This is a genomic window from Streptomyces sp. NBC_01260 (assembly GCF_036226405.1).
GTDB classification, from domain to species: Bacteria; Actinomycetota; Actinomycetes; order Streptomycetales; family Streptomycetaceae; genus Streptomyces; species Streptomyces laculatispora.
The window spans coordinates 1,973,606-1,998,790 of sequence record NZ_CP108464.1 but is presented as its reverse complement, the minus strand read 5'-3'; the positions used below and the strand labels follow the sequence as shown (position 1 = coordinate 1,998,790).

General features: G+C 70.3%; 20 protein-coding genes and 3 pseudogenes. 13 read left to right on the top strand and 10 right to left on the bottom strand.

Going from position 1 to position 25,185, the window contains the following annotated elements; genetic code table 11:
- Positions 1–69 precede the first annotated feature (69 nt).
- The 4 genes and pseudogenes from OG322_RS08625 to OG322_RS08610 all read left to right on the top strand — a co-directional run bounded on the left by OG322_RS08625 (position 70) and on the right by OG322_RS08610 (position 5,217).
- Positions 70–1,061: pseudogene (locus OG322_RS08625) on the top strand (IS5 family transposase).
- A gap of 324 nt (positions 1,062–1,385) precedes the next feature.
- Positions 1,386–2,489 (top strand): thiamine ABC transporter substrate-binding protein, encoded by a 1,104-nt coding sequence (locus OG322_RS08620; RefSeq protein ID WP_123461973.1) that lies wholly within the window; start codon positions 1,386–1,388, stop codon positions 2,487–2,489.
- 86 nt (positions 2,490–2,575) lie between these two features.
- Positions 2,576–4,189: an ABC transporter permease gene (locus OG322_RS08615; protein WP_123466106.1), complete on the top strand. Its 1,614-nt coding sequence runs from the start codon at positions 2,576–2,578 to the stop codon at positions 4,187–4,189.
- Between the two features lie 2 nt (positions 4,190–4,191).
- Positions 4,192–5,217 carry an ABC transporter ATP-binding protein gene (locus OG322_RS08610; RefSeq protein WP_266410857.1) on the top strand — a complete coding sequence of 342 codons (1,026 nt, stop codon included), beginning with the start codon at positions 4,192–4,194 and terminating at the stop codon, positions 5,215–5,217.
- 26 nt (positions 5,218–5,243) lie between these two features.
- Here OG322_RS08610 and OG322_RS08605 read toward each other — a convergent pair.
- A pseudogene (locus OG322_RS08605) lies at positions 5,244–5,654 on the bottom strand (LuxR C-terminal-related transcriptional regulator); the annotation flags it as partial.
- Here OG322_RS08605 and OG322_RS08600 point away from each other — a divergent pair.
- Positions 5,654–6,181 (top strand): annotated as a pseudogene (locus tag OG322_RS08600) (glycosyltransferase family 4 protein); the annotation flags it as partial. The pseudogenes OG322_RS08605 and OG322_RS08600 overlap by 1 nt on opposite strands.
- 42 nt (positions 6,182–6,223) lie before the next feature.
- Here OG322_RS08600 and OG322_RS08595 read toward each other — a convergent pair.
- The 5 genes from OG322_RS08595 to OG322_RS08575 form a co-directional block, all read right to left on the bottom strand.
- The gene (locus OG322_RS08595; protein ID WP_329306268.1) at positions 6,224–7,345 is read right to left on the bottom strand and encodes an LOG family protein; all 1,122 of its coding nucleotides are present in this window, start codon (positions 7,343–7,345) and stop codon (positions 6,224–6,226) included.
- A 67-nt stretch (positions 7,346–7,412) separates the two neighbouring features.
- Complete coding sequence (locus OG322_RS08590; protein ID WP_206432405.1) at positions 7,413–8,597, bottom strand: hypothetical protein; 1,185 nt, start codon at positions 8,595–8,597, stop codon at positions 7,413–7,415.
- Complete coding sequence (locus OG322_RS08585) at positions 8,579–9,316, bottom strand: ABC transporter ATP-binding protein (RefSeq protein WP_123466108.1); 738 nt, start codon at positions 9,314–9,316, stop codon at positions 8,579–8,581. The genes OG322_RS08590 and OG322_RS08585 overlap by 19 nt, the downstream gene beginning before the upstream one ends.
- Positions 9,317–9,583: 267 nt before the next feature.
- Positions 9,584–10,963 (bottom strand): aspartate aminotransferase family protein, encoded by a 1,380-nt coding sequence (locus OG322_RS08580; protein ID WP_123462550.1) that lies wholly within the window; start codon positions 10,961–10,963, stop codon positions 9,584–9,586.
- Entirely contained in the window at positions 10,948–11,454 is a 507-nt protein-coding gene (locus OG322_RS08575; protein WP_123462552.1) for an Lrp/AsnC family transcriptional regulator, read from the bottom strand. Before OG322_RS08575 ends, OG322_RS08580 begins: the two co-directional genes overlap by 16 nt.
- A 163-nt stretch (positions 11,455–11,617) precedes the next feature.
- Here OG322_RS08575 and OG322_RS08570 point away from each other — a divergent pair, with 163 nt between their 5' ends.
- On the top strand, positions 11,618–13,057 hold the full coding sequence (locus OG322_RS08570) for a gamma-aminobutyraldehyde dehydrogenase (protein WP_123462554.1): 1,440 nt from the start codon (positions 11,618–11,620) through the stop codon (positions 13,055–13,057).
- Between the two features lie 184 nt (positions 13,058–13,241).
- Positions 13,242–14,405 (top strand): ABC transporter substrate-binding protein, encoded by a 1,164-nt coding sequence (locus OG322_RS08565; RefSeq protein WP_123462556.1) that lies wholly within the window; start codon positions 13,242–13,244, stop codon positions 14,403–14,405.
- 637 nt (positions 14,406–15,042) lie between these two features.
- On the opposite strand, the gene OG322_RS08560 is transcribed toward OG322_RS08565, so the two are convergent.
- From OG322_RS08560 to OG322_RS08550, 3 genes are all read right to left on the bottom strand, one after another.
- Positions 15,043–15,849, bottom strand: coding sequence for an SAM-dependent methyltransferase (locus OG322_RS08560; RefSeq protein WP_260146854.1), 807 nt, complete (start codon positions 15,847–15,849; stop codon positions 15,043–15,045).
- Positions 15,850–15,913: 64 nt separating this feature from the next.
- Positions 15,914–16,618, bottom strand: a complete 705-nt coding sequence (locus OG322_RS08555; protein WP_329306267.1) for a glycerophosphodiester phosphodiesterase — start codon at positions 16,616–16,618, stop codon at positions 15,914–15,916.
- A 23-nt stretch (positions 16,619–16,641) separates the two neighbouring features.
- On the bottom strand, positions 16,642–17,676 hold the full coding sequence (locus OG322_RS08550; RefSeq protein ID WP_123462562.1) for an adenosine deaminase: 1,035 nt from the start codon (positions 17,674–17,676) through the stop codon (positions 16,642–16,644).
- A 124-nt stretch (positions 17,677–17,800) separates the two neighbouring features.
- On the opposite strand from OG322_RS08550, the gene OG322_RS08545 reads away from it, so the two are divergent.
- Positions 17,801–18,616: a DUF4190 domain-containing protein gene (locus OG322_RS08545; RefSeq protein WP_123462564.1), complete on the top strand. Its 816-nt coding sequence runs from the start codon at positions 17,801–17,803 to the stop codon at positions 18,614–18,616.
- 55 nt (positions 18,617–18,671) lie between these two features.
- On the opposite strand, the gene OG322_RS08540 is transcribed toward OG322_RS08545, so the two are convergent.
- On the bottom strand, positions 18,672–19,244 hold the full coding sequence (locus OG322_RS08540) for an NADAR family protein (protein WP_185095451.1): 573 nt from the start codon (positions 19,242–19,244) through the stop codon (positions 18,672–18,674).
- 207 nt (positions 19,245–19,451) lie between these two features.
- On the opposite strand from OG322_RS08540, the gene OG322_RS08535 reads away from it, so the two are divergent.
- Genes OG322_RS08535 through OG322_RS08515 form a run of 5 tightly spaced genes read left to right on the top strand, consistent with a single transcriptional unit; the run spans position 19,452 to position 25,183 of the window.
- On the top strand, positions 19,452–20,966 hold the full coding sequence (locus tag OG322_RS08535; RefSeq protein WP_124285348.1) for a gamma-aminobutyraldehyde dehydrogenase: 1,515 nt from the start codon (positions 19,452–19,454) through the stop codon (positions 20,964–20,966).
- A gap of 43 nt (positions 20,967–21,009) precedes the next feature.
- Positions 21,010–22,260, top strand: coding sequence for a polyamine ABC transporter substrate-binding protein (locus OG322_RS08530; protein ID WP_123462571.1), 1,251 nt, complete (start codon positions 21,010–21,012; stop codon positions 22,258–22,260).
- A 48-nt stretch (positions 22,261–22,308) separates the two neighbouring features.
- Positions 22,309–23,457, top strand: coding sequence for an ABC transporter ATP-binding protein (locus tag OG322_RS08525; RefSeq protein WP_123462573.1), 1,149 nt, complete (start codon positions 22,309–22,311; stop codon positions 23,455–23,457).
- Positions 23,454–24,380, top strand: coding sequence for an ABC transporter permease (locus OG322_RS08520; RefSeq protein ID WP_123462575.1), 927 nt, complete (start codon positions 23,454–23,456; stop codon positions 24,378–24,380). Before OG322_RS08525 ends, OG322_RS08520 begins: the two co-directional genes overlap by 4 nt.
- Entirely contained in the window at positions 24,380–25,183 is an 804-nt protein-coding gene (locus OG322_RS08515; RefSeq protein ID WP_123462577.1) for an ABC transporter permease, read from the top strand. Before OG322_RS08520 ends, OG322_RS08515 begins: the two co-directional genes overlap by 1 nt.
- Positions 25,184–25,185: the final 2 nt, after the last annotated feature.

Genomic DNA, 25,185 nt, shown 5'->3' with positions numbered 1-25,185 from the left:
TGTATCGGGTCGTGATCAATCTGTGGGTTTTGTTCTCGTGGAGCGGGTGGATCGGGTAGTCCGGTGTGTATGACACGGCGGCAACTGACGGACCAGGAGTGGGAGTACGTCGAGCCGTACCTGCCGATCGGCGAGTACGGTCCGTATCCCGCACGACTTCGGCAGCAGTTCGAGGGCGTGATCTGGAAGTTCCGCTCGGGAGCGCAGTGGCGGGAGATGCCGGCCGAGTTCGGCCCGTGGTCCACCGTGCACAACCGCTTCCGGCAGTGGCGGGACGCCGGAGTCTTCGAGACCCTGCTGGAAGGGCTGATCGCGCAGGCGGCCGCGCGGGGTGAGGTGGACCTCTCCCTGGTCAGCGTGGACTCCACCACCGCCCGGGCCCACCAGGACGCGGCCGGTATGCGTCTGGCCCCCGGCGTGCTCGACGCCCTGGAGAAGGCCGCGGAGGAAGAGAAGGTCCGGTCAAAGGGGGCACCGAAGAAGAACAAACCGGACCGGGCGCCGATGGCGTCGCCGCGCGAAGACGCCTCCGGCACCGCCGCAAGCTCCGGTTGAAAGCCGCCCTGCTCGGACGCTCGCGGGGCGGCCAGACCAGCAAGGTACACATCGCCTGCGACCGCAAGTGCCGACCGCTCGTACTGACCCTGACCGTGGGCCAGGCCGCCGACAGCCCGCAGTTCATCCCGGTCCTGGACAAGCTGCGGGTCCGCGGCCCGGCCGGCCGACCCCGCACCCGGCCCGGCGCCGTCGCCGGCGACAAGGCGTACTCCTCCCGCGGCAACCGCGCCTACCTGCGCAGACGAAACATCAAGGCTGTCATCCCTGAGAAGAAGGACCAGACCACCCACCGGAAGAACAAGGGCCGCCAGGGCGGCCGACCCCTCACCCACGACACCGACCTGTACAAGGAACGCAACACTGTCGAGCGCCTGATCAACAAGCTCAAGGCGTGGCGCGGCATCGCCACCCGCTACGACAAGACCCCCGAGAGCTACCTTGCCGGCCTGCAACTGCGTGCCTCGATGATCTGGATCAAAGACCTCACCCGGACCGTCGATTGATCCCGACTCGATACACGCCCTAGGCGGCCTCCCACCTGATTTCTGCCCGGCCACGATCCGCCGGGCAGACTCCGGGCAGGCTCTCCGGCCGAAATCGGCCGTGTAGCCTGGGCGTGAATTCAACTTCATATTCCGACAGGGGAGCGCCACAGCGCTGAGAGTGCGGCACCAAGGACAGGTTGGCCGCAGACCCTCTGAACCTCGCCCGGGTCATTCCGGGTAGGAAGTTCGGACCTTACTCAAGCTGTTGCGCCCTGCCCGCTTCCGGTTTCACCGGCGCGGGCAGGGCCGCGTCTCTTCCTGGTCACCCCCAGGAGGAATCACATGAGCACCACCAAGAAGATCGCGGTGTCGGCCCTCGCCGCCGCGATCGGCGCGACCGCGCTCGCCGGCTGCGGTAGCTCCGACGACCCGGCGTCCGGCTCCGCCGGTACCAAGGGCGCCGGCTCCAAGACCGTCACCCTGGTCAGCCACGACTCCTTCAACGCCTCCAAGGGCGTGCTGAAGGAGTTCACCCGGGAGACCGGATACACGGTCAAGGTGCTGAAGAGCGGGGACGCGGGCGCCGCCCTCAACCAGGAGATCCTCACCAAGGGTTCGCCGCGCGGTGACGTGTTCTTCGGCGTCGACAACACCCTGCTGTCGCGCGCCCTCGACAACGGCCTCTTCACGCCGTACGCGGCCAAGGGCCTCGGCCAGGTCGCGCCCGACGTCCAGTTGGATGCCGGCAAGCACCGGGTCACTCCGGTCGACACCGGCGACATCTGCGTCAACTACGACAAGAAGTACTTCGCCGACAAGAAGCTCGCGCCGCCGAAGTCCTTCGACGACCTGGCGAAGCCCGCGTACAAGAACCTCCTCGTCACCGAGAACGCCGCGACCTCCTCGCCCGGTCTCGGCTTCCTCCTCGGCACCGTCGCCACCTACGGCGAGGACGGCTACCAGGACTACTGGAACAAGCTGAAGAGCAACGGCGTCAAGGTCGTCGACGGCTGGGAGCAGGCGTACAACGAGGAGTTCTCCGGCTCCGCGGGCGGCAAGAAGACCAAGGCCGACCGGCCGCTCGTCGTGAGTTACGCCTCCAGCCCGCCCGTCGAGGTGCTGTACGCGGACCCGCAGCCCAAGACGGCCCCGACCGGGGTCGCCACCGGGACGTGCTTCCGGCAGATCGAGTTCGCGGGCCTGCTCGACGGCGCGAAGAACGAGGCGGGCGGCAAGGCCCTGCTGGACTTCCTGATCGGAAAGAAGTTCCAGGAGGACATGCCGCTCAACATGTTCGTCAGCCCGGTCACCAAGGGCGCGAAGGTGCCGGAACTCTTCACGAAGTTCGGGGCCACCGCGGACAAGCCGGCGACCGTCGCCCCGGACACGATCGCCAAGAACCGTGAGCAGTGGGTCCAGTCATGGTCCTCGCTCGTAGTGAAGTAGCGAAGACTCCCGTACGCGGACCGGGCGCGCGCGGGAAGGCCGCACGTACCCGGTCACGGCGCGGGAGCGCGGTGCGGCTCGGCCTGATGGCCGTGCCCGTCGCTTTCTTCGCGGTGTTCTTCGCCTACCCCGTCGTGGCGATCGTCGGCCGCGGGCTCAAGGCCGACGGCGTCTGGCAGTTCGGCCGGTTCGGCGAGGTGCTGACCCGGCCGGACATCCTGGACGTCCTCTGGTTCACGCTCTGGCAGGCGCTCGCCTCGACCGCGCTGACCCTGCTGATCGCACTGCCGGGCGCCTATGTGTTCGCCCGGTTCGACTTCCCGGGCAAGCAGCTGCTGCGGGCGATCGTCACGGTGCCGTTCGTCCTGCCCACCGTTGTCGTGGGGACCGCGTTCCTCGCGTTGCTGGGGCGCGGCGGTTTCCTCGACGAGCTGTGGGGCGTACGGCTCGACACCACGGTGTGGGCGATCCTGCTGGCCCATGTCTTCTTCAACTACGCGGTCGTCGTGCGGACCGTCGGCGGACTGTGGTCGCAGCTCGACCCGCGCCAGGAGGAGGCCGCGCGCGTCCTCGGCGCCGGACGGTTCGCCGCCTGGCGGCGGGTCACCCTTCCGGCGCTCGCCCCCGCCGTGGCCGCCGCGGCGCTGATGGTCTTCCTCTTCACCTTCACCTCCTTCGGCGTCGTCCAGATCCTCGGCGGTCCCGGGTTCTCCACGCTGGAGGTGGAGATCTACCGCCAGACCGCGCAGCTGCTCGCCCTGCCCACGGCCGCCGTGCTGACACTCGTTCAGTTCGCCGCGGTCGGCGCCATTCTCGCCGTGCACGCCTGGACCGTACGGCGCAGGGAGACCGCGCTGAAGCTGGTCGACCCGGCGCAGACCGCCCGCAGGCCGCGCGGCGCGGGCCAGTGGGTGCTGCTCGGAGGCGTCCTGCTGACCGTGCTGGTACTGATCCTGCTGCCGCTCGCCGTACTGGTGGATCGCTCGCTCGACCTGTCCGGCGGCCACGGCCTCGACTACTACCGGGCGCTGGGATCGGCGGAGGCGAACAGCGGTACGTTCCTGGTCGCACCTCTCGAAGCGATCGGGAACTCGCTGCGCTACGCCCTGGTCGCGACCGTCATCGCGCTGGTTGTCGGCGGCCTGGCCGCGGCGGCTCTGACCAGGCGGGCCGGCCGGCTGGTCAGGGGGTTCGACGCCCTTTTGATGCTGCCCCTCGGGGTCTCCGCCGTCACCGTCGGCTTCGGCTTCCTGATCACCCTGGACAAGCCGCCGCTCGATCTGCGGACCTCCTGGATCCTGGTGCCGCTCGCCCAGGCGCTGGTCGGGGTGCCGTTCGTGGTGCGGACCATGCTGCCGGTCCTGCGCGCGGTGGACGGGCGGCTGCGCGAGGCGGCCGCGGTCCTCGGCGCCTCGCCGCTGCGGGCCTGGCGCGAGGTGGATCTGCCGCTGGTGCGCCGGGCGCTGCTGGTCGCGGCGGGCTTCGCGTTCGCCGTGTCGCTCGGGGAGTTCGGCGCCACGGTGTTCATCGCACGGCCGGACAGCCCGACGCTTCCCGTCGCCGTGGCCCGGCTGCTGGGGCGGTCCGGAGATCTCAACTACGGCCAGGCGATGGCCCTCAGCACCATTCTGATGCTCGTGTGCGCGGTGTCGCTGCTGCTGCTCGAACGTATCCGAACCGATCGATCCGGGGAGTTCTAGGGATGCTGACACTCGAATCGGCCACCGTGCGCTTCGGCGACCGGGCGGTGCTGGACGCGGTGGACCTGGCGGTCGCCGAGCACGAGATCGTCTGTGTGCTGGGGCCGAGCGGCAGCGGGAAGTCGACACTGCTGCGGGTGGTCGCCGGACTCCAGCGTCCGGACGGCGGGCGGGTGCTCCTCGACGGCGCGGACCAGGACGGGGTGCCGGTGCACCGGCGCGGTCTCGGCCTGATGTTCCAGGACCACCAGCTGTTCCCGCACCGGGACGTCGGTGCCAACGTCGCCTTCGGGCTGCGGATGCGCGGCGTGAGCCGGAGCGAGCAGGACCGCAAGGTCTCCGGACTCCTCGATCTGGTGGGGCTGCCCGGCGCCGAGCGGCGGGCCGTCGCCGCGCTCTCGGGCGGCGAGCAGCAGCGCGTCGCCCTCGCACGGGCGCTCGCCCCCCGGCCCAAGCTGCTGATGCTGGACGAACCGCTCGGCCAGCTGGACCGCAGCCTGCGCGAACGCCTCGTCGTTGAACTGCGCACGCTGTTCGGCCGCTTGGGCACGACCGTGCTGGCGGTCACCCACGACCAGGGCGAGGCCTTCGCGCTGGCCGACCGGGTCGTCGTGATGCGCGACGGACGCATCGCCCAGGTGGGCACCCCGCTGGAGGTGTGGCAGCATCCCGCCTCGGCCTTCGTCGCCCGCTTCCTCGGCTTCGACAACGTGGTGGAGGCGACGGTCACCGGCGAGGCGGCCGACACGGACTGGGGCAAGGTGCCGGTACCCGCAGGATCACCGCAGGGCGCCTGCGATCTGCTGGTGCGTCCGGCCGGAGTCCTGATCGGCGCCCCGGAGGACGGCCTGCCCTGCACCGTGGGTGCCCGCACCTTCCGCGGCAATCACGTCGCCGTGACACTGAACCCCGACCACGGCCCGGCCCTGGACGCCGAGTGCGCCCTGCGCAGCACACCGGAGGAGGGCGCGCGGGTCGGCGTCACCTTCGACGCGTCGGAGAGCGTCGTACTGCCCGCCGTGCTGTGACCGGCCGCGCGGGTCACCGGCCGGGATCACCGGCCCGCGCCCGGCCCCGCCGGTCGTGTCCCGCCCGCACCGGACCCGGCCACGACCAGCCCCGGTTCGTACGCGAGGATCACCGCCTGCGCCCGGTCCCGCAGCTCCATCTTCGCGAACAGCCGGTTGATACGGGTCTTGACGGTGTGCGCGGTGATGGTGAGGCGGTCCGCGATGTCCCCGTTCGACAGACCCCGGGCGATCAGCACGAGCACCTCCACCTCCCGGGTGGTCAGGCCCTCGACGGAGCGCGCGGGCGGAGCGGCGACCCGCTGCCTGGTGAACTCCGCGATCAGCCGCCCGGTGATGTCCGGTGAGAGCAGCGCCTGGCCGTCCGCCACCACCCGTACCGCATGGAGCAGTTCGGGAAACGTCGCGTCCTTCAGCAGGAAGCCGCCGGCCCCCGCTGGCACGAGCGCTGCCGCCGGTCCGGCGGGCGGTACCGGGAACGACCCTCCTGCTGGTCGGTGACGGCCCCGGCGCGTCCTCCCTGGGCCGTGCGGCCGCGGCCGCCGGGCTCGCGGACGCGGTCGTTCTGGCGGGTGGGCATCCACATGCGGCGATGCCCGGGTTCTTCACGGCGGCCGACGTCTTCGCGATGCCGTGCCGCACCCGGCGCCGGGGCCTGGAGGTGGAGGGCCTCGGGATCGTGTTCCTGGAGGCCGCCGCGGCGGGACTGCCGGTGCTGGCGGGGGACTCGGGCGGTGCGGCGGAAACGGTGTGCGACGGGGTGACCGGGCACGTGGTCGACGGGCGGGACGTGCCGGCCATCGCCGCCCGGCTCATCGGCCTCCTGCGGGATCGTGGGACCGCCGCCGCGATGGGGGAGAGGGGGCGTGACCGGGTGCGGGCGGAGTGGGGCTGGGACGTGACGTACGAGCGCCTGGCGGGACTTCTGGCCGACGGGCCGGGACGAGGCGGCGGCGTGCGGTGAGCCGACGGGGCGGCGGTGCGCGGTGGGCGGCGGCCGGGGCGGCTACTTCGCCGACAGCCGGGCGAGCTCCGCGGGTGCTTCCTCCACCGTGTCCACGAGCGCGATACGGGATTCCATCGGCCGGTCCGCGGCGAGTGCCCGGAGCAGGGGCCACGCGGGCAGTTCCCGGGTCCAGTGGTCACGGCCGACCAGTACCATCGGGACCGGCCCGCCGCGTGAACCGTAGTAGTTCGGGGTCGTGCTGTCGAAGATCTCCTGGACGGTGCCGGCCGCGCCCGGGAGGAAGATGACGCCCGCGGTCGAGCGGGCCAGCAACCCGTCCTCGCGCAGGGCGTTGGCGAAGTACTTGGCGATGTGGTCGGCGAACGGGTTCGGCGGCTCGTGGCCGTAGAACCAGGTGGGGATCGACGCCGAGCCGCCGCCGTCCGGCCACCGCTCCCGCACGCTGAACGCCGCCAGCGCCCAGTCGGAGACCGAGGGGGCGAACGAGGGTACCGAGGCCAGGAGTTCGCAGGCCTTGTCCAGCATCGGGTCGGAGTACGGCGCCGCGTAGGCGCCGAGGTTCGCCGCCTCCATCGCACCCGGGCCGCCGCCGGTGGCCACCGTCAGCCCGCTGCGGGCCAGGGTCCGGCCGAGGCGGGCCGCGGACGTGTAGGCGGCGCTGCCGCGGGCCGTCGCGTGGCCGCCCATCACGCCGACCACCCCTGCCCCGACGAGGAGTTCGTCCAGCGCGTCGGAGACCGCGTCGTCGTGGAGCGCGCGGAGCATCGAAGCGAACGCGTCACCGTTCGTCCGCGTCTCCTGGAACCAGCGGTAGGCACGGGCGTCGGGTGTCGCCTCGTAACCGCCCTTCGTCAGCCCGTCGTAGAGCGCGTCGGGGGAGTAGAGCAGACCGCGGTAGGGGTCGAAGGGCAGACCCGGTACCGGCGGGAAGACGAACGCACCGTCGGCCCTTGCCTTCGCCGCCGCGCCGGACTCCATCGGGCAGCCGAGGAAGACGGCGCCCGATGCGTCGGCGGCCAGCAGGGCGGCACCGCGGTCCGTCAGATCGACGGACTGGACGCGGCGCCCGGTCAGCGAGCCGGCGGCGACCGCCTCGTCGAATTCGGCGAGCGACTCGATCTCGCCGCCGGGTGCGGGAATGCTCTCGTCCGGGTTCTCCACGCCCTCATGCTACGGACCGGCGGGGCCCCGGCCCCGGTGGCGCCGGGCCGCTCTCCCGCTCAGCCGCTCAGGCGGTCAGCGGGAGAGCGGCCAGCTCGGCGATCGCCCAGGTCAGCGGGGCGAAGACGAGGAGCAGTGCGGCCGCGCGCAGCATCGTCGCGGCCCGCAGCGCCGAGGCCGGGGCGCCGAGCCGCAGCAGTGCCTGCGCCGTTTCGGCGCGGGCCTGCTTCGCCTCCAGCGCCGACGTCAGCAGCGTCGCCGTCGTGCAGCCGATGACGAGCACGGCGCCGAGTGCGGTGAGCGGTCCGAAGGGCCGGGGGCCCGTCCCGTACAGCGCGAACGCGGCGATGACGGCCGAGAGCACCGCGCAGACGACGCCCAGCGGCCGGCCGATCCGGCCTGCCTCGTCCATCAGCACCCGCCCCGCCAGCAGGCGTACGGCTCCGGGGCGCAGCGCCTGGAGCAGCCGCCCGGCGAGACGGGTCAGCCCGGGGCCGGCCGTGGCGAGGCCGATCGCCGTCAGCGTCCACCCCATCAGGACCCAGGCCGGAGTGGAGTCGAGCTTTCCGGGGAGCGGGAACGGGCTGCCCGCCGAACCGCGGCCCGCGTACGCCTCGACCGCGAGTCCGGCGGCCGTCAGGGCCACGCCCCACGGCAGGCCGGTCGGCGGCGCGGCCGGAGCCGGGACCTGCTCCTCGGGTACCAGGTCCGGCGAACCGTCCTGAACGCCCGCCGCCCGCACCGGTTTGGCGCGCAGCGCCAGCGCGCTCGCCGTCGCCGCCGCCGCGGGCAGCAGGGTCAGCAGGACCAGGACGGCGGCCAGCGGCAGCGGCGCCTGGGCGCCCAGCAGCCCGGCCGCGGCACCGTCGAACGGCAGTCCCGACAGATCACCGCGCAGATGGAGGAAGAGGAGCAGCGCCACCATGGAGCCGAGGGTGCACGAGACGGCGGTGGAGACGGCGGCCAGCACGCTGAGCCGGACCGGCCCGAGGCCGACGGCGGACAGTCCGGCGCGTGGGCGGGTGCTCGGGTCGGTCCGGGCGACCGCGACCGCGAACTGCACGGTGGCGGCCAGCGGTACGAAGCACCACAGCAGCCGCAGCACGGAACCGGCGGAGTGCGCCGGGTGCCCGGAGGCGTATCCCAGGGTGCACAGCAGGAGGAAGCCGACCCCGGCGGAGGCGGCCGCGACCAGCAGCCGCCGCATGAGGACCAGCGGATGGGAACCGCGGGCTAGACGGAGAGCGAGCACGCCGCGCGGCCTTCCGTGTCGGTTGCGGCCGGCAGGGCGACCGTGGCGACCCTGCGCCCGTCGAGCAGCGGCACCGCACGGTCGGCGAGGGCGGCGATCTCCGCGTCGTGCGTGGCGAGGACCACCGTGATGCCGTGCGAGCGGGCCGCGCTCGTCAGGGTGCGCAGCACATGGGTGCGGTCGGTGTGGTGCAGGGTCGCGGTCGGCTCGTCGGCGAAGATCACCGCGGGGGCGGCGGCCAGCGCGCGGGCCACCGAGATCCGCTGCCGCTGGCTCTGCTGGAGGGTGTGCGGCCGCTTCCTGGCGCACATGCCGATGTCGAGGCGCTCCAGCCACTCCATGGCGGCCTTCTTGGCCTCCCGGTGCGAGGCGCCGCGCAGCAGGAGCGGAAGGGCGGTGTTCTCCCAGGTGGTCAGCTCCGGGACGAGCTGGGGCTCGGGGGCGATCCAGCCGAACTTGTCGCGGCGCAGCCGTTCGCGCAGCCGGGGGCCCATGGTGTGTACGGGGACGCTGTTGAACCACACCTCCCCCTGGTCGGGGACCAGTTGACCGGACAGGCAGTGCAGCAGCGTGGTCTTCCCGCTGCCGCGCGGGCCGGTCACGGCGAGGATCTCGCCGTCGCGGATCCCCAGGGACACCCCGCCGAGCGCGGGTGAGCCGTTGTGGGAGTGGTGCAGGGAACGCGCCCAGATCACGTCGTTGTCCGGCGGGGCCACCATGGCGTACACCTCGGTTCAGATCAGATATCCCGTTCCCCCGTACGGGGGAACGAAGAGGGGGCCGATCGGTCACTCGGCACCGTAAGGATTCGGACCGCGGTGTGCGCACAGCACGCGGCCCGGGTGCGCCTCTTCCCACTCGATTGGGCGCATCCGGGCCGCGTGGACCGTATGAAATGACCGCTTCAGGGCCGTCGGGGGACGGTCAAGCGGTGGTCAAGCGAGAGCTCGGTCGATCAGCCGATCGAGCCCTTGGTCAGAGCCTCGTCAGAGCTTCGTCCAGGCCTCCGTCAGGACGGACCGCAGGATGGACTCGATCTCGTCGAACGTGGACTGGTCGGAGATCAGCGGCGGGGCGAGCTGGACGACCGGGTCGCCGCGGTCGTCGGCCCGGCAGTACAGGCCGTTCTCGTACAGCGCCTTGGAGAGGAAGCCGTACAGGACGCGCTCGGTCTCCTCGTCGGTGAACGTCTCCTTGGTGACCTTGTCCTTCACCAGTTCTATGCCGTAGAAGAAGCCGTTGCCGCGGACGTCGCCGACGATCGGCAGGTCGTGCAGCTTCTGCAGCGTGGTGAAGAAGGCGTTCTCGTTGTCGAGGACGTGCTGGTTGAGGCCCTCGCGCTCGAAGATGTCGAGGTTGGCGAGGCCGACCGCGGCGGAGACCGGGTGGCCGCCGAAGGTGTAGCCGTGCAGGAAGGTGTTGTCACCCTCGTAGAACGGCTCGGCGAGCTTGTCCGAGATGATGCAGGCACCGATCGGCGAGTAGCCCGAGGTCATGCCCTTGGCGCAGGTGATCATGTCCGGCACGTAGCCGAACTTGTCGCAGGCGAACATCGTGCCGAGCCGGCCGAAGGCGCAGATGACCTCGTCGGAGACGAGCAGCACGTCGTACTTGTCGCAGATCTCGCGGACGCGCTGGAAGTAGCCGGGCGGGGGCGGGAAACAGCCGCCCGCGTTCTGCACGGGCTCCAGGAAGACGGCCGCGACGGTGTCCGCGCCCTCGAAGAGGATCTCCTGCTCGATCTGGTCGGCGGCCCAGCGGCCGAAGGCCTCCGGGTCGTCACCGAAGAGCGGGGCACGGTAGATGTTGGTGTTCGGCACCTTGTGCGCGCCGGGGACCAGCGGCTCGAAGGGGGCCTTGAGGGCCGGCAGACCGGTGATGGACAGGGCGCCCTGCGGGGTGCCGTGGTAGGCGACCGCACGCGAGATGACCTTGTACTTGGTCGGCTTGCCCTTGAGCTTGAAGTACTGCTTGGCCAGCTTCCACGCGGTCTCGACGGCCTCGCCGCCACCGGTGGTGAAGAAGACCTTGTTGAGGTCGCCCGGGGCGTAGTCGGCGAGGCGCTCGGCCAGCTCGACGGCCTTCGGGTGGGCGTAGGACCACACCGGGAAGAAGGCCAGCTCCTGCGCCTGCTTGTACGCGGCCTCGGCGAGCTCGTGACGGCCGTGGCCGGCGTTGACCACGAACAGGCCGGACAGGCCGTCGAGGTAGCGCTTGCCCTGGTCGTCGAAAATGTAGGTGCCCTCGCCACGCACGATGGTGGGAACGGGCGCGTTCTCGTAGTCCGACATGCGGGTGAAGTGCATCCACAGGTGGTCGTACGCGGTCCGGCTGAGGTCCTTGCTCACGGCTATCGGGTTCCCCACATATAGGTCTGCTTCTTGAGCTTGAGGTAGACGAAGCTCTCGGTGGAGCGCACTCCGGGAATGGCCCGGATGCGTTTGTTGATCGTCTCCAGCAGGTGGTCGTCGTCCTCGCAGACGATCTCCACCATCAGGTCGAAGGAGCCCGCGGTCATCACCACGTACTCGCACTCGGCCATGGCCGACAGGGCCTCCGCGACGGGATCGAGGTCGCCCTCGACATTGATCCCGACCATCGCCTGCCGTCTGAACCCCACGGTGAGCGGGTCGGTGACGGCGACGATCTGCATCACGCCCTGGTCGAGCAGCTTCTGGACGCGCTGTCGCACGGCCGCCTCGGAGAGGCCGACGGCCTTGCCGATCGCGGCGTACGGACGACGCCCGTCCTCCTGGAGCTGCTCGATGATTGCGAGGGACACGGCATCGACCGTTGAGGACGATCCGTTCCCGGTCCTGGAGTCTGCGCTGCGACTGGCCACGGAGTCACTGTGCACCGGGACTCGTCTGTCTGGCAACCCTCATTCGATGAAATTCGTTGTTGAGGGGTCTGAATCTCACTGAATCCGAAGTTCACGGCGGTTGGGTATGTCGAAAGCGTTACCCGAGCGACTACGCTGGGCGTCTCACCCATTGGACTTCAGAGCAGGAGGGCCGGCTGTGACCACCGAGGTGCGCCGTCTGCGCAACTACATCAACGGAGAGTTCCGTGACGCCGCCGACGGGCGGACCATCGACGTGGTCAACCCGGTGACGGAAGAGGTCTACGCGACCTCACCGCTCTCCGGCGGCGCCGATGTCGATGCCGCCATGGACGCCGCCGCCGCGGCCTTCCCGGCCTGGCGCGACGCCACCCCCGCCGAGCGCCAGCGCGCCCTGCTGAAGATCGCGGACGCCTTCGAGGAGCGCGCCGAGGACCTCATCGCGGCCGAGTCCGAGAACACCGGCAAACCGGTCGGGCTCACCCGCACCGAGGAACTCCCGCCGATGGTCGACCAGATCCGCTTCTTCGCGGGTGCCGCCCGGCTGCTGGAGGGCCGTTCGGCCGGCGAGTACATGGAGGGGCTCACCTCCATCGTCCGCCGCGAGCCGGTCGGTGTCTGCGCCCAGGTCGCGCCGTGGAACTACCCGATGATGATGGCCGTCTGGAAGTTCGCCCCGGCGCTCGCCGCGGGCAACACCGTCGTCATCAAGCCGTCCGACACCACCCCGGCGTCCACCGTGCTGATCGCCGAGATCATCGGGCAGATCCTGCCCAAGGGCGTCTTCAACGTCATCTGCGGCGACCGCGACACCGGCCGCGCGATGGTGGAGCACCGGACCCCGGCGATGGCCTCCATCACCGGTTCGGTACGGGCCGGTATGCAGGTCGCCGAGTCCGCCGCGAAGGACGTCAAGCGCGTCCACCTGGAGCTCGGCGGCAAGGCGCCGGTCGTCGTGTTCGAGGACACCGACATCGCCAAGGCCGTCGAGGACATCTCGGTCGCCGGCTACTTCAACGCAGGGCAGGACTGCACCGCCGCGACCCGCGTCCTGGTCCACGAGTCCATCCACGACGAGTTCGTCACCGCGCTGGCCAAGGCCGCCGCCGACACGAAGACCGGGCAGCCGGACGACGAGGACGTGCTCTACGGCCCGCTCAACAACGCCAACCAGCTCGCCCAGGTCAGCGGCTTCATCGAGCGGCTCCCCGCCCACGCCAAGGTCGAGGCGGGCGGCCACCGGGTCGGCGAGAAGGGCTACTTCTACGCCCCGACCGTCGTCTCCGGCCTCAAGCAGGACGACGAGATCATCCAGAACGAGGTCTTCGGCCCGGTCATCACCGTCCAGTCCTTCAGGGACGAGGCGCAGGCGCTGGAGTGGGCGAACGGCGTCGAGTACGCCCTCGCCTCCTCGGTGTGGACCAAGGACCACTCCCGCGCCATGCGGATGTCCAAGAACCTCGACTTCGGCTGTGTGTGGATCAACACCCACATCCCGCTCGTCGCCGAGATGCCGCACGGCGGGTTCAAGAAGTCCGGCTACGGCAAGGACCTCTCCGCCTACGGCTTCGAGGACTACACCCGGATCAAGCACGTCATGACCTCGCTCGACGGCTGACCGCCGCGGCGACCCGTACGGATGCGGCCCCGGGCTCCTGCCCGGGGCCGCATCCGTGCTCCCGGCCCCGCCCGGCATCGACAGGGTGTGCGCGGTGGGCGGCCACCGCTGGACGGTTGGTCCATTGCCTGCGGTACCCGCCGCCCGGCATCCTGCGCAGGTGCGAGCAATCCCGAAGAACCCCATGTCCCGCCGGTCCCTGCTCCGCGCCCTCGGGGCGGGGGCGGCCGGTGTCACGCTGGCCGGCTGCGGAGTGCCCGCCGCCTATGTGGAGCCCGGTGACCGTGCCGGACGCGACTCCTCCGCCAGGGACCACACCCTGCACTTCGCCAACTGGCCGCTCTACATCGACACCGACGACGAGAACCAGTCGAAGCGGCCCACCCTGGACGCCTTCAGCAAGCGCACCGGGATCTCCGTCACGTACACCGAGGAGATCAACGACAACGACGAGTTCTTCGGGAAGATCAGCCCCGCGCTGATGAACCACCAGCAGACCGGGCGTGACCTCATCGTCATGAGCGACTGGATGGCCGCCCGGTTCGTCCGGCTCGGCTGGGTCCAGGAGATGGACCGGGCCAAGCAGCCCAATGTGGCGAAGTACCTCGATCCGCAGCTGCGCTCGCCCGCCTTCGACAGGGGCCGCACCCACAGCGTGCCCTGGCAGTCCGGGATCACCGGCATTGCCTACAACCGCAAGAAGCTCGGCCGCGAGATCCAGCACCTGAGCGACCTGTGGGCGCACGACCTGCGCGGCAAGGTGACGCTGCTCTCCGGACTCGACGAGTCCTTCGCCCTGCTGATGCAGGGCAACGGCATCGACATCACCCGCTGGAAGCGCGACGACTTCTACGACATCTGCGAGCAGGTGGAGAAGCTGGTGAAGACCAAGCACATCCGCCGCTTCACAGGCAACGACTACATCAAGGACCTCTCCACCGGCGATGTGCTCGCCTGCCAGGCCTACTCCGGCGATGTCATCCAGCTCCAGGCGGACAACCCCGAGATCGAGTTCGTGGTGCCCGAGGAAGGGGCCGAGCTCTGGGCGGAATCACTCATGATCCCCAACCTCGCCCACCACAAGCGCAACGCTGAGAAGCTCGTCGACTACTACTACGAGCCCGAGGTCGCCGCCGAACTGGCGACTTGGGTCAACTACGTCTGCCCGGTCCCGGCCGCCCGCGAGGTACTGGCCTCCTCCAAGGACGAGGAGACCGCCGCGCTCGCCGAGGACCCGCTGATCTTCCCCGACGACGCCATGCGCAAGCGGCTCGCCATCGCCCGCGACATCACCTCCGAGGAGCGCACCGAGTACGCCAAGAAGTGGAACGCCATCGTCGGCCTGTGAGCCCTGCCAGAGGTGACGCAACGGGCCGGTGAACACGGGCGCACGCCGGAGACATGAGCGGGCGACGTACCCTGCGGCGGCGTATGCGCGTGTGGTTGGTCGTCTTCATCGTCTGTCCGGTACTGAACGGGCTGACCGCCTTTCCGCTCGTCCACGCACCGCGCCGGGCCGAGGATCTGCTGAACTCCTCGGCCTCGCGCGTCGTCCGTACCGCGATCCGGTCCGCGGCATGGAGCGGACGGTGGAGCCGGTGCCCGCGCAGGCGATTGCCCCCGCGGTGCGAGTCACCCGGCCGACGGTGCGCCGAAGGCCGCGACGATGAGTTCCATGACCACGTCCTTGGTGTCCTGCCCCTTCGCATCGGTCGAGTTGACGCTGGGGGCGAGCGTGCGGGAGAGATCGCGCGAGGCCCCTATCCCCGCGTTGCAGCCCCAGCGGCCACCGGTCTTGCCCCAGACCTGGTGGCCGCCCAGCTTCCATGAGGTCAGCCCCGCGCTCGTGGACCCCGGAGCTCAGCGCCTCGGTGTCCGGGGCACCGGCACCGCGGCCTGCACCAGCAGGGCGACCCCGACGTCGGTCGCCCACGGACCCGGTCTCGCGAGCACCCGTGCCCGGCGCCACCACCGCCCCGCGTCCACTACCGCTTCCGCGCCACGGCGCCGAACTGGGCGACCTCGGGCCCGCCGGAGCCCGGTGCGGGGCGCCAGCGCGCGCACGAGACGATGCCCGGCTCGACGAGGTCCAGACCGCTCAGGAACGCGGCGAACTCGAAGCGGGTGCGGGCGGTGATCGGGGGCGTGGCGTTCTCGTTCCAGAACCGCATCGCCGCCTCGTTGCCCTCGCCGCCCAGCTCCAGCGTGGGATGGGTGAGGACCAGATAGCTGCCGGACGGCACCGCGTCCATCAGCTGCCGGACGATGCGCAGCGCCTCGTCCGTGTCGAGGACGAAGCTGAGGATGCCGAGGAGCATGACCGCGACCGGCCGCTCCAGGTCGAGCGTCGGCCGGGCCGCCCGCAGGATCTGCCCGGGGTGGCGGGCGTCCGCCTCGATGTACTCGGTCGCGCCCTCCGGCGAACTGGTGAGCAGCGAGCGGGCGTGCGCCAGGACGATCGGGTCGTTGTCGACGTACACGACCCGGGCGTCGGGCGCGGTGTGCTGGGCGACCTCATGGGTGTTCTCCGCGGTCGGCAGACCGGTGCCGATGTCCAGGAACTGGCCGATGCCCGCGTCACCGGCCAGATACCGCACCGCCCGGCCCAGGAACGCCCGGTCGGCCCGCGCCACTTCGCCGATGCTGGGATACATGCCGGTGACCCGGTCGCCGACGGCCCGGTCCACCGGGAAGTGGTCCGTGCCGCCGAGCCAGTAGTTCCAGACCCGGGCGTTGTGGGCGACGTCGGAACGGACGCGGGCAGGACGGGAGTTGCTTCGGGGGACGGACACGTCTGCTCCTCTGGCGCCGGGCCTGGCATCGGGACGATGAGGTGCGTCCATGATGCCGGACCGATCAAGGGGCGGCGTCGCCCGCGGAGTTGCCGATCACGGTGTGCAGCACATCGATCCGGTTGGTGGTGATGGAGTCCACGCCCTGGCGGAGCAGCCGGCGCATGGTGCGCCCGGTGTCCGCAGTCCAGGCCGAGACCAGCAGCCCGTCCCGGTGGTTGCGGTCCGTCAGCTCCTGGCTCACCAGCCCGAACCGGTAGTTCAGCCAGCGCGGCCGTACCGCCTCCAGCAGCGCCGCTCGCGGCGGTACGAGGGTCGTCCAGGTCATCGCGATCTCGGCGGACGGATCGGCGGCCCGTACCCGCAGCATCGCCTCCGGGCCCGCGCAGTAGTAGGCCCGCTCCCCGGCCCCGCACTCCCGGACCGTTTTGACGATGTTCCGCACCGAGGCCTCGGTGGAGCCGGGCAGATCGACCATGACACGGTGCGCCCCGAGGGCGAGCAGCGCCTCGCGCAGCGTCGGCACGCCGCCCGCCGTCAGCTCGGTCAGCTCCTGCCGGGTGAGCCGGTCCAGCCGCAGGTCATGGCCCCACAGCCGCTTCAGAGTGGCGTCGTGCAGCAGGACCGGCACGCCGTCGCGGGTGACCCGGACGTCGACCTCGACCGCGTCCGCCCCCCGTTCGAGGGCGGAGCGGATCGAGGGGAGGGTGTTCTCGCGGACGCGGTACGGATCGCCGCGATGGGCGACGGCGGTGACAGGGGTGGGCATGGGGCCATTGTCACCACCCGTGGTTACCGGCCGGTTCGCCCCAGCCAGTTCGTCGTGTACGTGTCGATCTCGTCGGACAGCGTGCGCTTGCCGGCCGGGTCGAGGAAGGACGCCTCGACGGCGTTCTTCGCGAGCGCGGCGAGCCCCCGCTCGTCGAGGCCGAGGAGCCGGGCCGCCACCCCGTACTCGTTGTTGAGGTCGGTGCCGAACATGGGCGGGTCGTCGCTGTTGATCGTGACCAGCACACCGGCCTCCACCATCTCGCGGACCGGGTGCTGCTCGATGTCCGCCACCGCGCGGGTCGCGATGTTCGACGTGGGGCAGACCTCCAGGGCGACGCGGTGCTCGGCGAGGTGCTCCAGCAGCTTCGGGTCACGGACGGAGCTGGTGCCGTGGCCGATGCGCTCGGCACGCAGCGCGGTCAGCGCGTCCCAGACGGTCTGCGGTCCGGTGGTCTCGCCGGCGTGCGGTACGGAGTGCAGGCCCTCGGCGATGGCACGGTCGAAGTACGGCTTGAACTGCGGGCGGTCCACCCCGATCTCCGGGCCGCCGAGGCCGAACGAGACGAGCCCCTCCGGCCGCAGGTCCACGGCGAGCCGGGTGGTCTCCTCGGCGGCTTCGAGTCCGGCCTCGCCGGGGATGTCGAAGCACCAGCGCAGTATCACCCCGAGCTCGGCCTCGGCCGCCTTGCGGGCGTCCTCTATGGCCTCCATGAAGCCCTGTTCCGGAATGCCGCGGCGGGTCGAGGAGAAGGGGGTGACGGTCAGTTCCGCGTAACGGATGTTCTGCCGCGCCATGTCGCGGGCGATCTCGAAGGTCAGCAGCCGGACGTCCTCCGGGGTACGGACCAGGTCCACGACCGAGAGGTAGACCTCGATGAAGTGGCCGAAGTCCGTGAAGGAGAAGTAGTCGGCCAGCGCCTCGGGGGCGGTGGGGACCTTGGAGTCGGGGTGGTGCGCGGCGAGTTCGGCGACGATGCGGGGCGAGGCCGACCCGACGTGGTGGACGTGGAGTTCGGCCTTGGGCAGCCCCGCGATGAAGGGGTGCAGATCGGTCATCGGATCCTCCGGGGGCAGGGGGTGGTGCGGGGCCCGGATACGCGTGGGAACCGGGCAGGGGACGGAAGTCATCGTAGGACGGGGGCTGGCCGTAGCATGACGGGCATCACGATGGGGGAGGCCCATGTCAGACAACACAGAGCAGCCCGCGGACGGGGCCGTGCCGCGCGATCCGTGGGCTCCGCCGGACAACAGGGTGCCGCTGGACAAGAAGGACACCGCTGACACCCGCCCGCCGGCCGTCCACGACCAGCAGGCCGTCACACCGATGCCGCCCACCGGAACGGGCCCCGCGCCGGACGCGAGCGGGCAGCCGGGCACCGGGAACGGCCCCGCGCCCATGGCCGGCTTCGGTGCCCCGCCTGAAGCGGGGCAGCCGTCCGGCCCCGGCGGCTGGTACGGCCCGGGGGCCGTGCCGCCACCGCCGGTCGGCCCGAACGGTCCAGGTCAGCCGGCCCCGCCGCACGCCGGCCAGTACGGCTACCCGGCCGCGGCACCGCCCCAGCAGCCCGCCGGCCAGTACGGCTACCCGGCCCCGCAGGCCCCGCAGTACGGCGGCTACCCGGGATACCCCGGCTACGGCCAGAACGCCTGGGGCGGGCCCCAGCCCGCGAACGGGCTGGGGATCGCCTCCATGGTGCTCGGCATCATCGCGGTGGCGGTCTTCTGCATGTACGGGCTCGGCGTCATCCTCGGCATCCTCGCGCTGATCTTCGGTCTGATAGGCCGGGGCCGGGTCAACCGGGGCGAGGCCGACAACGGCGGAGTGGCCCTCGCCGGCATCATCCTCGGCTCGATCGGCATCGTCGTCAGTGCCGCGTTCCTCGGGATGGTCATCTGGGCCGCCACCAGCGAACACTTCGAGGAGGAGAGCGACTCCGGGTACGAGCCGATGTCGGCTTCCCTGGTCGTGGATTCCCCGGTCGGAGTGGTGCGCTAGGTCGCCGGTCATCCGTGGGGCGGCGGGAATTCATCCCGCCGCCCCACGGGCCGTTTCATATGGTCCCCGTCGCGGCAGGCAGCCCGGCACGCAGCCCGGTCCGCGCGTCCATCAGCGCGAACCCGAGCAGATTCAGCCCCCGCCAGGCCGCCGGGTCCTGCGCACGCGGATCGTCCGCGGCCAGCCCGATGCCCCAGATCCGGTCCATCGGGCTCGCCTCGACCAGTACCCGGTCGCCGGTGGCCAGCAGGAACTCCCGCAGCGCCGGATCCTGGCCGAATTTGTGGAGGCTGCCCGCCACCACGAGCGCGTACCGCTCGCGCTCCCAGACGGCCTCGTCGAAACCGCGGACCAGCCGCCCCGCCTTCTTCGCCTCGGCCGGACTCTTCGCCGCCACCGCCGTTTGCGCCGCCGCGGCGTCACCGAACAGCCGCGCCTTGCCGGCCATCATCCAGTGCTCGGCCGACGCGTACGTCACCCCGTCCACCGTGAACGGCGACGGCCACCACTGACTGAGGCAGCTCGCGCCGATCGTGCCGTCGGCCCGCGGCCGGTGCCCCCAGAACCTCAGATACTTCACTTTCTCGCCCCGGCCGGCCCGCGCGACGAGGTCGCTGATGTGCTCCATGACACGCGAGTCTGGCATCCGCCACTGACACTACGTACGGGGAATTCCGCACTGACGCGACACATGGTCGACAGATTCCGTTGCGTAACCAAAAGGCAACAACGGAATCCCTTGTTGGGCTGGGTCCCCTCTGTCAGGATCGGCACTCAAATCGAGCAGAAGCTACGCCGCACCCGCACTCCGGGGACAGCGGCGGAGGAGAGCGTGATGGGCAACAGCTTCCAGGTACAGGACCGCTTCGCGGACGGCGCGCAGTACATCGGCGGAAGACTGCGACCCGGCACATCGGGACGCAGCCACGACGTGGTCAACCCGGCCACGGGCAAGACCGTCTACACGTACGAGCTGGCGGGCACCGCCGATGTCGACGCGGCCGTCGCCGCCGCACGTGCGGCCTTCCCCGGCTGGTCGGGGGCCACCCCGGCCGAGCGGTCCGAGGCGATGCACCGCTTCGCCGCCGTCCTCGCCGAGCAGGCGGACGACTTCGCGTACGCCGAGTCCCTCCAGTGCGGCAAGCCGGTCAAGCTCTCCACCGAGTTCGATGTGCCCGGAACGGTCGACAACACCTCGTTCTTCGCGGGCGCCGCCCGCCATCTGGAGGGCAAGTCCGCCGCCGAGTACGACGGCGACCACACCTCGTACGTACGGCGTGAGGCGATCGGCGTCATCGGCTCCATCGCCCCCTGGAACTACCCGCTCCAGATGGCGGCCTGGAAGGTCCTCCCGGCCATCGCCGCGGGCAACACCATCGTGCTCAAGCCCGCCGAGATCACCCCGCTGACCTCGCTGATGTTCGCGCAGGCGGCCACCGAGGCGGGCATCCCGGACGGCGTGATCAACATCGTCACCGGCGCCGGCAAGGACGCCGGAGAACACCTCGTCGGCCACCCCGACGTCGTGATGACCTCCTTCACCGGATCCACCGCCGTCGGCAAGCGGGTCGCCGAGATCGCCACCTCCACCGTCAAGCGGCTCCACCTCGAACTCGGCGGCAAGGCCCCCTTCCTGGTCTTCGACGACGCCGACCTGGAGGCCGCGGTCAACGGAGCGGTCGCCGGCTCCCTCATCAACACCGGCCAGGACTGCACGGCGGCCACCCGCGCCTACGTCCAGCGCCCGCTGTACGACGCCTTCGTGCAGGGGGTCGCCGAGCTGATGGAGACCGTCCGGGTCGGCGACCCGTTCGCCCCGGACACCGACCTCGGCCCGCTGATCAGCCACGCCCAGCGCGACCGGGTCGCCGGATTCGTCGAGCGCGCCCGCGCCTACGCCACCGTCGTCACCGGCGGCGAGGCCCCCGGCGGCGAACTGTCCGACGGCGCCTACTACCGGCCGACCCTGGTCGCCGGAGCGGCCCAGGACAGCGAGATCGTCCAGTCCGAGATCTTCGGCCCGGTCCTGGTCGTGCTGCCCTTCGACACCGACGACGAAGGCATCGCGCTGGCCAACGACACCCCCTACGGGCTCGCCGCCTCCGCCTGGAGCCGCGACCTGTACCGGGCCAACCGCGCCACCCGCGAGATCAAGGCGGGCTGTGTCTGGGTGAACGACCACATTCCGATCATCAGTGAGATGCCGCACGGCGGGTACAAGGCCAGCGGCTTCGGCAAGGACATGTCGTCGTACTCCTTCGAGGAGTACACGCAGGTCAAGCACGTCATGTACGACAACACCGCGGTCGCCCGCAAGGACTGGCACCGCACGATCTTCGGGGACCGATAACCCGGCCGTTCCGGCCGCACACCCACCCGAAAGGGCAACGCGCATGGAGCAGTACGAGCCCGAGCGTCTCTCGGCGGCCCAGCTGGCCGCGATGCGTCGCACTCTGACCAGCGGCAGGGGAGCACTCACCCGCCGATCGCTGCTGCGCGCCTCCGGTACCGGCGCGCTCACGCTCGGCGGACTGGGCGCGCTCAGCGCGTGCGGAATCCCTCCCGCGAAGCGGGAGGGCGACGCCGCGGCGGCCTCCGACGACCACTCGGCCAAGGAGAAGCAGGTCAACTTCTCCAACTGGACCGAGTACATGGACGTCACCGACGACGGCAAGCACCGGCCCACCCTGGAGCAGTTCACCCAGCGGACCGGGATCAAGGTCAAGTACACCGAGGACATCAACGACAACGTCGAGTTCTTCGGCAAGATCAAGCCGCAGCTCGCGGCCGGCCAGGACACCGGCCGCGACATCATCTGCGTCACGGACTGGCTGGCCGCCCGCATCGTCCGCCTCGGCTGGGCGCAGAAGCTCGACCCGTCGAATCTGCCGCACGCCTACGCCAACCTCTCGGCCCAGTTCCGCTCCCCCGACTGGGACCCCGGCCGCGCCTACTCCTACCCCTGGGCCGGGATTCCCACCGTCATCGCCTACAACTCCAAGGCGACCGGCGGCCGCAGGATCGACTCCGTCAGCCAGCTGCTCGACGACCCCCAGCTCAAGGGCCGGGTCAGCTTCCTCTCGGAGATGCGCGACTCCATCGGCATGACCCTGCTCGACATGGGCAAGGACCCCGGCACCTTCACCGACGCCGACTACGACGCCGCGATCGGGCGGCTCCAGAAGGGCGTCGACAGAAACCAGATCCGCCGTTTCACCGGCAACGACTACACCGCGGACCTCGACAAGGGCGACATCGCCGCCTGCGTCGCCTGGGCCGGCGACATCATCCAGCTCCAGGCCGGGAACCCGGACATCAAGTACGCGATACCCGCCGCGGGCTACGTCATATCCAGCGACAACATGCTGGTCCCGGTGAAGGCACGGCACAAGACCAACGCCGAGAAGCTCATCGACCACTACTACCGGCCACCGGTCGCCGCCGAGCTCGCCGCCTACATCAACTTCGTCTGCCCGGTCGACGGCGTCCGCGAGGAACTGGCCAAGATCGACCGGTCGATGGCCGACAACCCGCTGATTCTCCCGGACAAGAAGATGGCGTCCGCCTCGCACGCCTTCCGGTCCCTCACCGCCGAGGAAGAGACGGCGTACGAGGAGAAGTTCGCCAAGCTCATCGGCGCCTGACGCCACGCCCTCCCCCCCTGATCTCTGACACCACTGGGACTGCGATCCATGACACAGCAGCAGACAGGCGGCGATGTCCGCCTCACCGGGATCAGCAAGACGTACGGCTCCTTCGCCGCCGTCCAACCGCTCGATCTGACCGTCCCGCAGGGCTCCTTCTTCGCGCTGCTCGGCGCGTCCGGCTGCGGCAAGACCACCACCCTGCGGATGATCGCGGGTCTGGAGGAGGCCACCACCGGCACCGTTTCGCTCGGCGGCCGGGACATCACCGACCTCCCCCCGTACAAGCGGCCCGTCAACACGGTCTTCCAGAGCTACGCGCTCTTCCCGCACCTCGACATCACGGAGAACGTCGCCTTCGGACTGCGCCGGCGCGGCATCAAGTCGGTCAAGAAGCAGGTCGACGACATGCTGGAGCTCGTCCAGCTCGGCGACTTCGCCCGGCGCAAACCGCACCAGCTCTCCGGCGGCCAGCAACAGCGCGTCGCCGTCGCCCGCGCCCTGATCAACCACCCGCAGGTGCTGCTCCTCGACGAGCCGCTCGGCGCCCTCGACCTCAAGCTGCGCCGCCAGATGCAGCTGGAACTCAAGCGCATCCAGACCGAGGTCGGCATCACGTTCGTCCATGTCACCCACGACCAGGAGGAGGCCATGACCATGGCCGACACCGTCGCGGTGATGAACGGCGGCCGGGTCGAGCAGCTGGGCGACCCCGCCGATCTCTACGAGAACCCGAGGACGACGTTCGTCGCCAACTTCCTCGGCACCTCGAACCTCATCGAGGGCGAAGTCGTCTCCACCGGCACCGACATCGTCGTATCGGCCGGCGGCGGGAAGCTGCGGCTGCCCACCGGCCGCTGTCCGGCGCCGACCGCGAACGGCGGCAAGCTGCTGCTCGGCATCCGCCCCGAGAAGATCTCCCTCGCGCACCGCGACGACGCGGACGCGATAGCGGAGGGCCGCAACCGGGTCACCGGACGGATCGTCGACTCCAGCTTCATCGGCGTCTCCACGCAGTACGTGGTGGAGAGCCCGGCCGGCAAGGCGCTCCATGTGTACGAGCAGAACGTCGATCGGCGCGCGGGGCTCACCGCCGGTGCCGAGGTCGTCCTGCACTGGAACCCGGCGCACACCTTCGGCCTGGACGCCACCCAGGACATCGACGCCGGCGTGGAGACGGTGGAGGACGCGGCGTGAGCGTCACCCAGGAGGCGCCGCCCGCTCCCGTCGAGGAGCCGAAGACGCGCAAGCCCTCCACCCGCAAGCGCCTCGTCCCCTACTGGCTGCTGCTCCCCGGCATCCTGTGGCTCGTCGTCTTCTTCGCGCTGCCACTGATCTACCAGGGGTCGACCTCCGTACAGACCGGATCCCTGGAGAAGGGGTTCGAGGTCACCTGGCACTTCCAGACGTACTGGGACGCGCTGACCGACTACTACCCGCAGTTCATCCGGTCCCTGCTGTACGCGGGCACCGCGACGATCCTGTGCCTGCTGCTCGGCTACCCGCTCGCCTACCTCATCGCGTTCAAGGCCGGCCGCTGGCGCAACCTGGTGCTGGTGCTGGTCATCGCACCGTTCTTCACCAGCTTCCTGATCCGTACGCTCGCCTGGAAGACGATCCTCGCGGACGGCGGCGCGGTCGTCGACGTACTGAACACCCTGCACGTCCTGGACGTCACCAGCTGGCTCGGCTGGACCGAGTCCAACCGGGTGCTGGCCACGCCGATGGCGGTGGTCTGCGGTCTCACGTACAACTTCCTGCCGTTCATGATCCTGCCGCTCTACACCTCGCTCGAGCGGATCGACGGCCGGCTGCACGAGGCGGCCGGGGACCTGTACGCCACCCCCGCCACCACCTTCCGCAAGGTGACGTTCCCGCTCTCCATGCCGGGCGTGGTCTCCGGCACCCTGCTGACCTTCATCCCGGCCAGCGGTGACTACGTGAACGCGGAACTGCTCGGCTCCACCGACACCAAGATGGTCGGCAGCGTGATCCAGACCCAGTTCCTGCGCGTCCTCGACTATCCGACGGCGGCCGCGCTCTCCTTCATCCTCATGGCGGTCGTCCTGATCGCGGTCTCCCTCTACATCCGCCGCTCCGGGACGGAGGACCTGGTCTGATGCCCGTACTGCGCTGGCTGCGACGCCATATCATCGTCATCGCGGGTCTGCTGACCCTCGCCTACATGATCCTTCCGAACATCGTCGTGATGGTGTTCTCCTTCAACAAGCCCAACGGGCGGTTCAACTACTCCTGGCAGCGCTTCTCGGTGGATGCCTGGAAGGACCCCTGCGGCGTGGCCGACATGTGCGGCTCGCTCTCGCTCTCCCTCCAGATCGCCTTCTGGGCCACGGTCGGCGCGACCGTGCTCGGCACGATGATCGCGTTCGCCCTGGTCCGCTACCGCTTCCGGGCGCGCGGCGCGATCAACTCGCTGATCTTCCTGCCGATGGCGATGCCCGAGGTCGTCATGGCCGCGTCGCTGCTCACGCTGTTCCTCAACATGGGCGCGCAGCTGGGCTTCTGGACGATCCTCATCGCGCACATCATGTTCTGCCTCAGCTTCGTCGTGACGGCGGTCAAGGCGCGGGTCATGTCGATGGACCCCAGGCTGGAGGAGGCGGCGCGCGATCTGTACGCCGGGCCGGTACAGACCTTCGTACGGGTGACCCTGCCGATCGCCGCCCCCGGAATCGCCGCGGGAGCGCTGCTCGCATTCGCGCTCTCCTTCGACGATTTCATCATCACCAATTTCAACGCGGGCTCGACCGTGACCTTCCCCATGTTCGTCTGGGGCTCGGCACAGCGCGGCACGCCCGTGCAGATCAACGTCATCGGTACGGCAATGTTCATCATTGCGGTACTGGTGGTTCTCGCCGGCCAGCTGATCGCGAACCGGCGTAAGAACAGCGCACGACCCTGAAA

Excerpts from the sequence above, each read along its gene's own strand:
- OG322_RS08620 (WP_123461973.1), top strand. The coding sequence starts at position 1,386 with ATGAGCACCACCAAGAAGATCGCGGTGTCGGCCCTCGCCGCCGCGATC.
- OG322_RS08615 (WP_123466106.1), top strand. The coding sequence starts at position 2,576 with ATGGCCGTGCCCGTCGCTTTCTTCGCGGTGTTCTTCGCCTACCCCGTC.
- OG322_RS08610 (WP_266410857.1), top strand. The coding sequence starts at position 4,192 with ATGCTGACACTCGAATCGGCCACCGTGCGCTTCGGCGACCGGGCGGTG.
- OG322_RS08585 (WP_123466108.1), bottom strand. The coding sequence starts at position 9,316 with ATGGTGGCCCCGCCGGACAACGACGTGATCTGGGCGCGTTCCCTGCAC.
- OG322_RS08565 (WP_123462556.1), top strand. The coding sequence starts at position 13,242 with ATGTCCCGCCGGTCCCTGCTCCGCGCCCTCGGGGCGGGGGCGGCCGGT.
- OG322_RS08555 (WP_329306267.1), bottom strand. The coding sequence starts at position 16,618 with ATGCCCACCCCTGTCACCGCCGTCGCCCATCGCGGCGATCCGTACCGC.
- OG322_RS08550 (WP_123462562.1), bottom strand. The coding sequence starts at position 17,676 with ATGACCGATCTGCACCCCTTCATCGCGGGGCTGCCCAAGGCCGAACTC.
- OG322_RS08545 (WP_123462564.1), top strand. The coding sequence starts at position 17,801 with ATGTCAGACAACACAGAGCAGCCCGCGGACGGGGCCGTGCCGCGCGAT.
- OG322_RS08540 (WP_185095451.1), bottom strand. The coding sequence starts at position 19,244 with ATGGAGCACATCAGCGACCTCGTCGCGCGGGCCGGCCGGGGCGAGAAA.
- OG322_RS08535 (WP_124285348.1), top strand. The coding sequence starts at position 19,452 with ATGGGCAACAGCTTCCAGGTACAGGACCGCTTCGCGGACGGCGCGCAG.
- OG322_RS08530 (WP_123462571.1), top strand. The coding sequence starts at position 21,010 with ATGGAGCAGTACGAGCCCGAGCGTCTCTCGGCGGCCCAGCTGGCCGCG.
- OG322_RS08525 (WP_123462573.1), top strand. The coding sequence starts at position 22,309 with ATGACACAGCAGCAGACAGGCGGCGATGTCCGCCTCACCGGGATCAGC.
- OG322_RS08515 (WP_123462577.1), top strand. The coding sequence starts at position 24,380 with ATGCCCGTACTGCGCTGGCTGCGACGCCATATCATCGTCATCGCGGGT.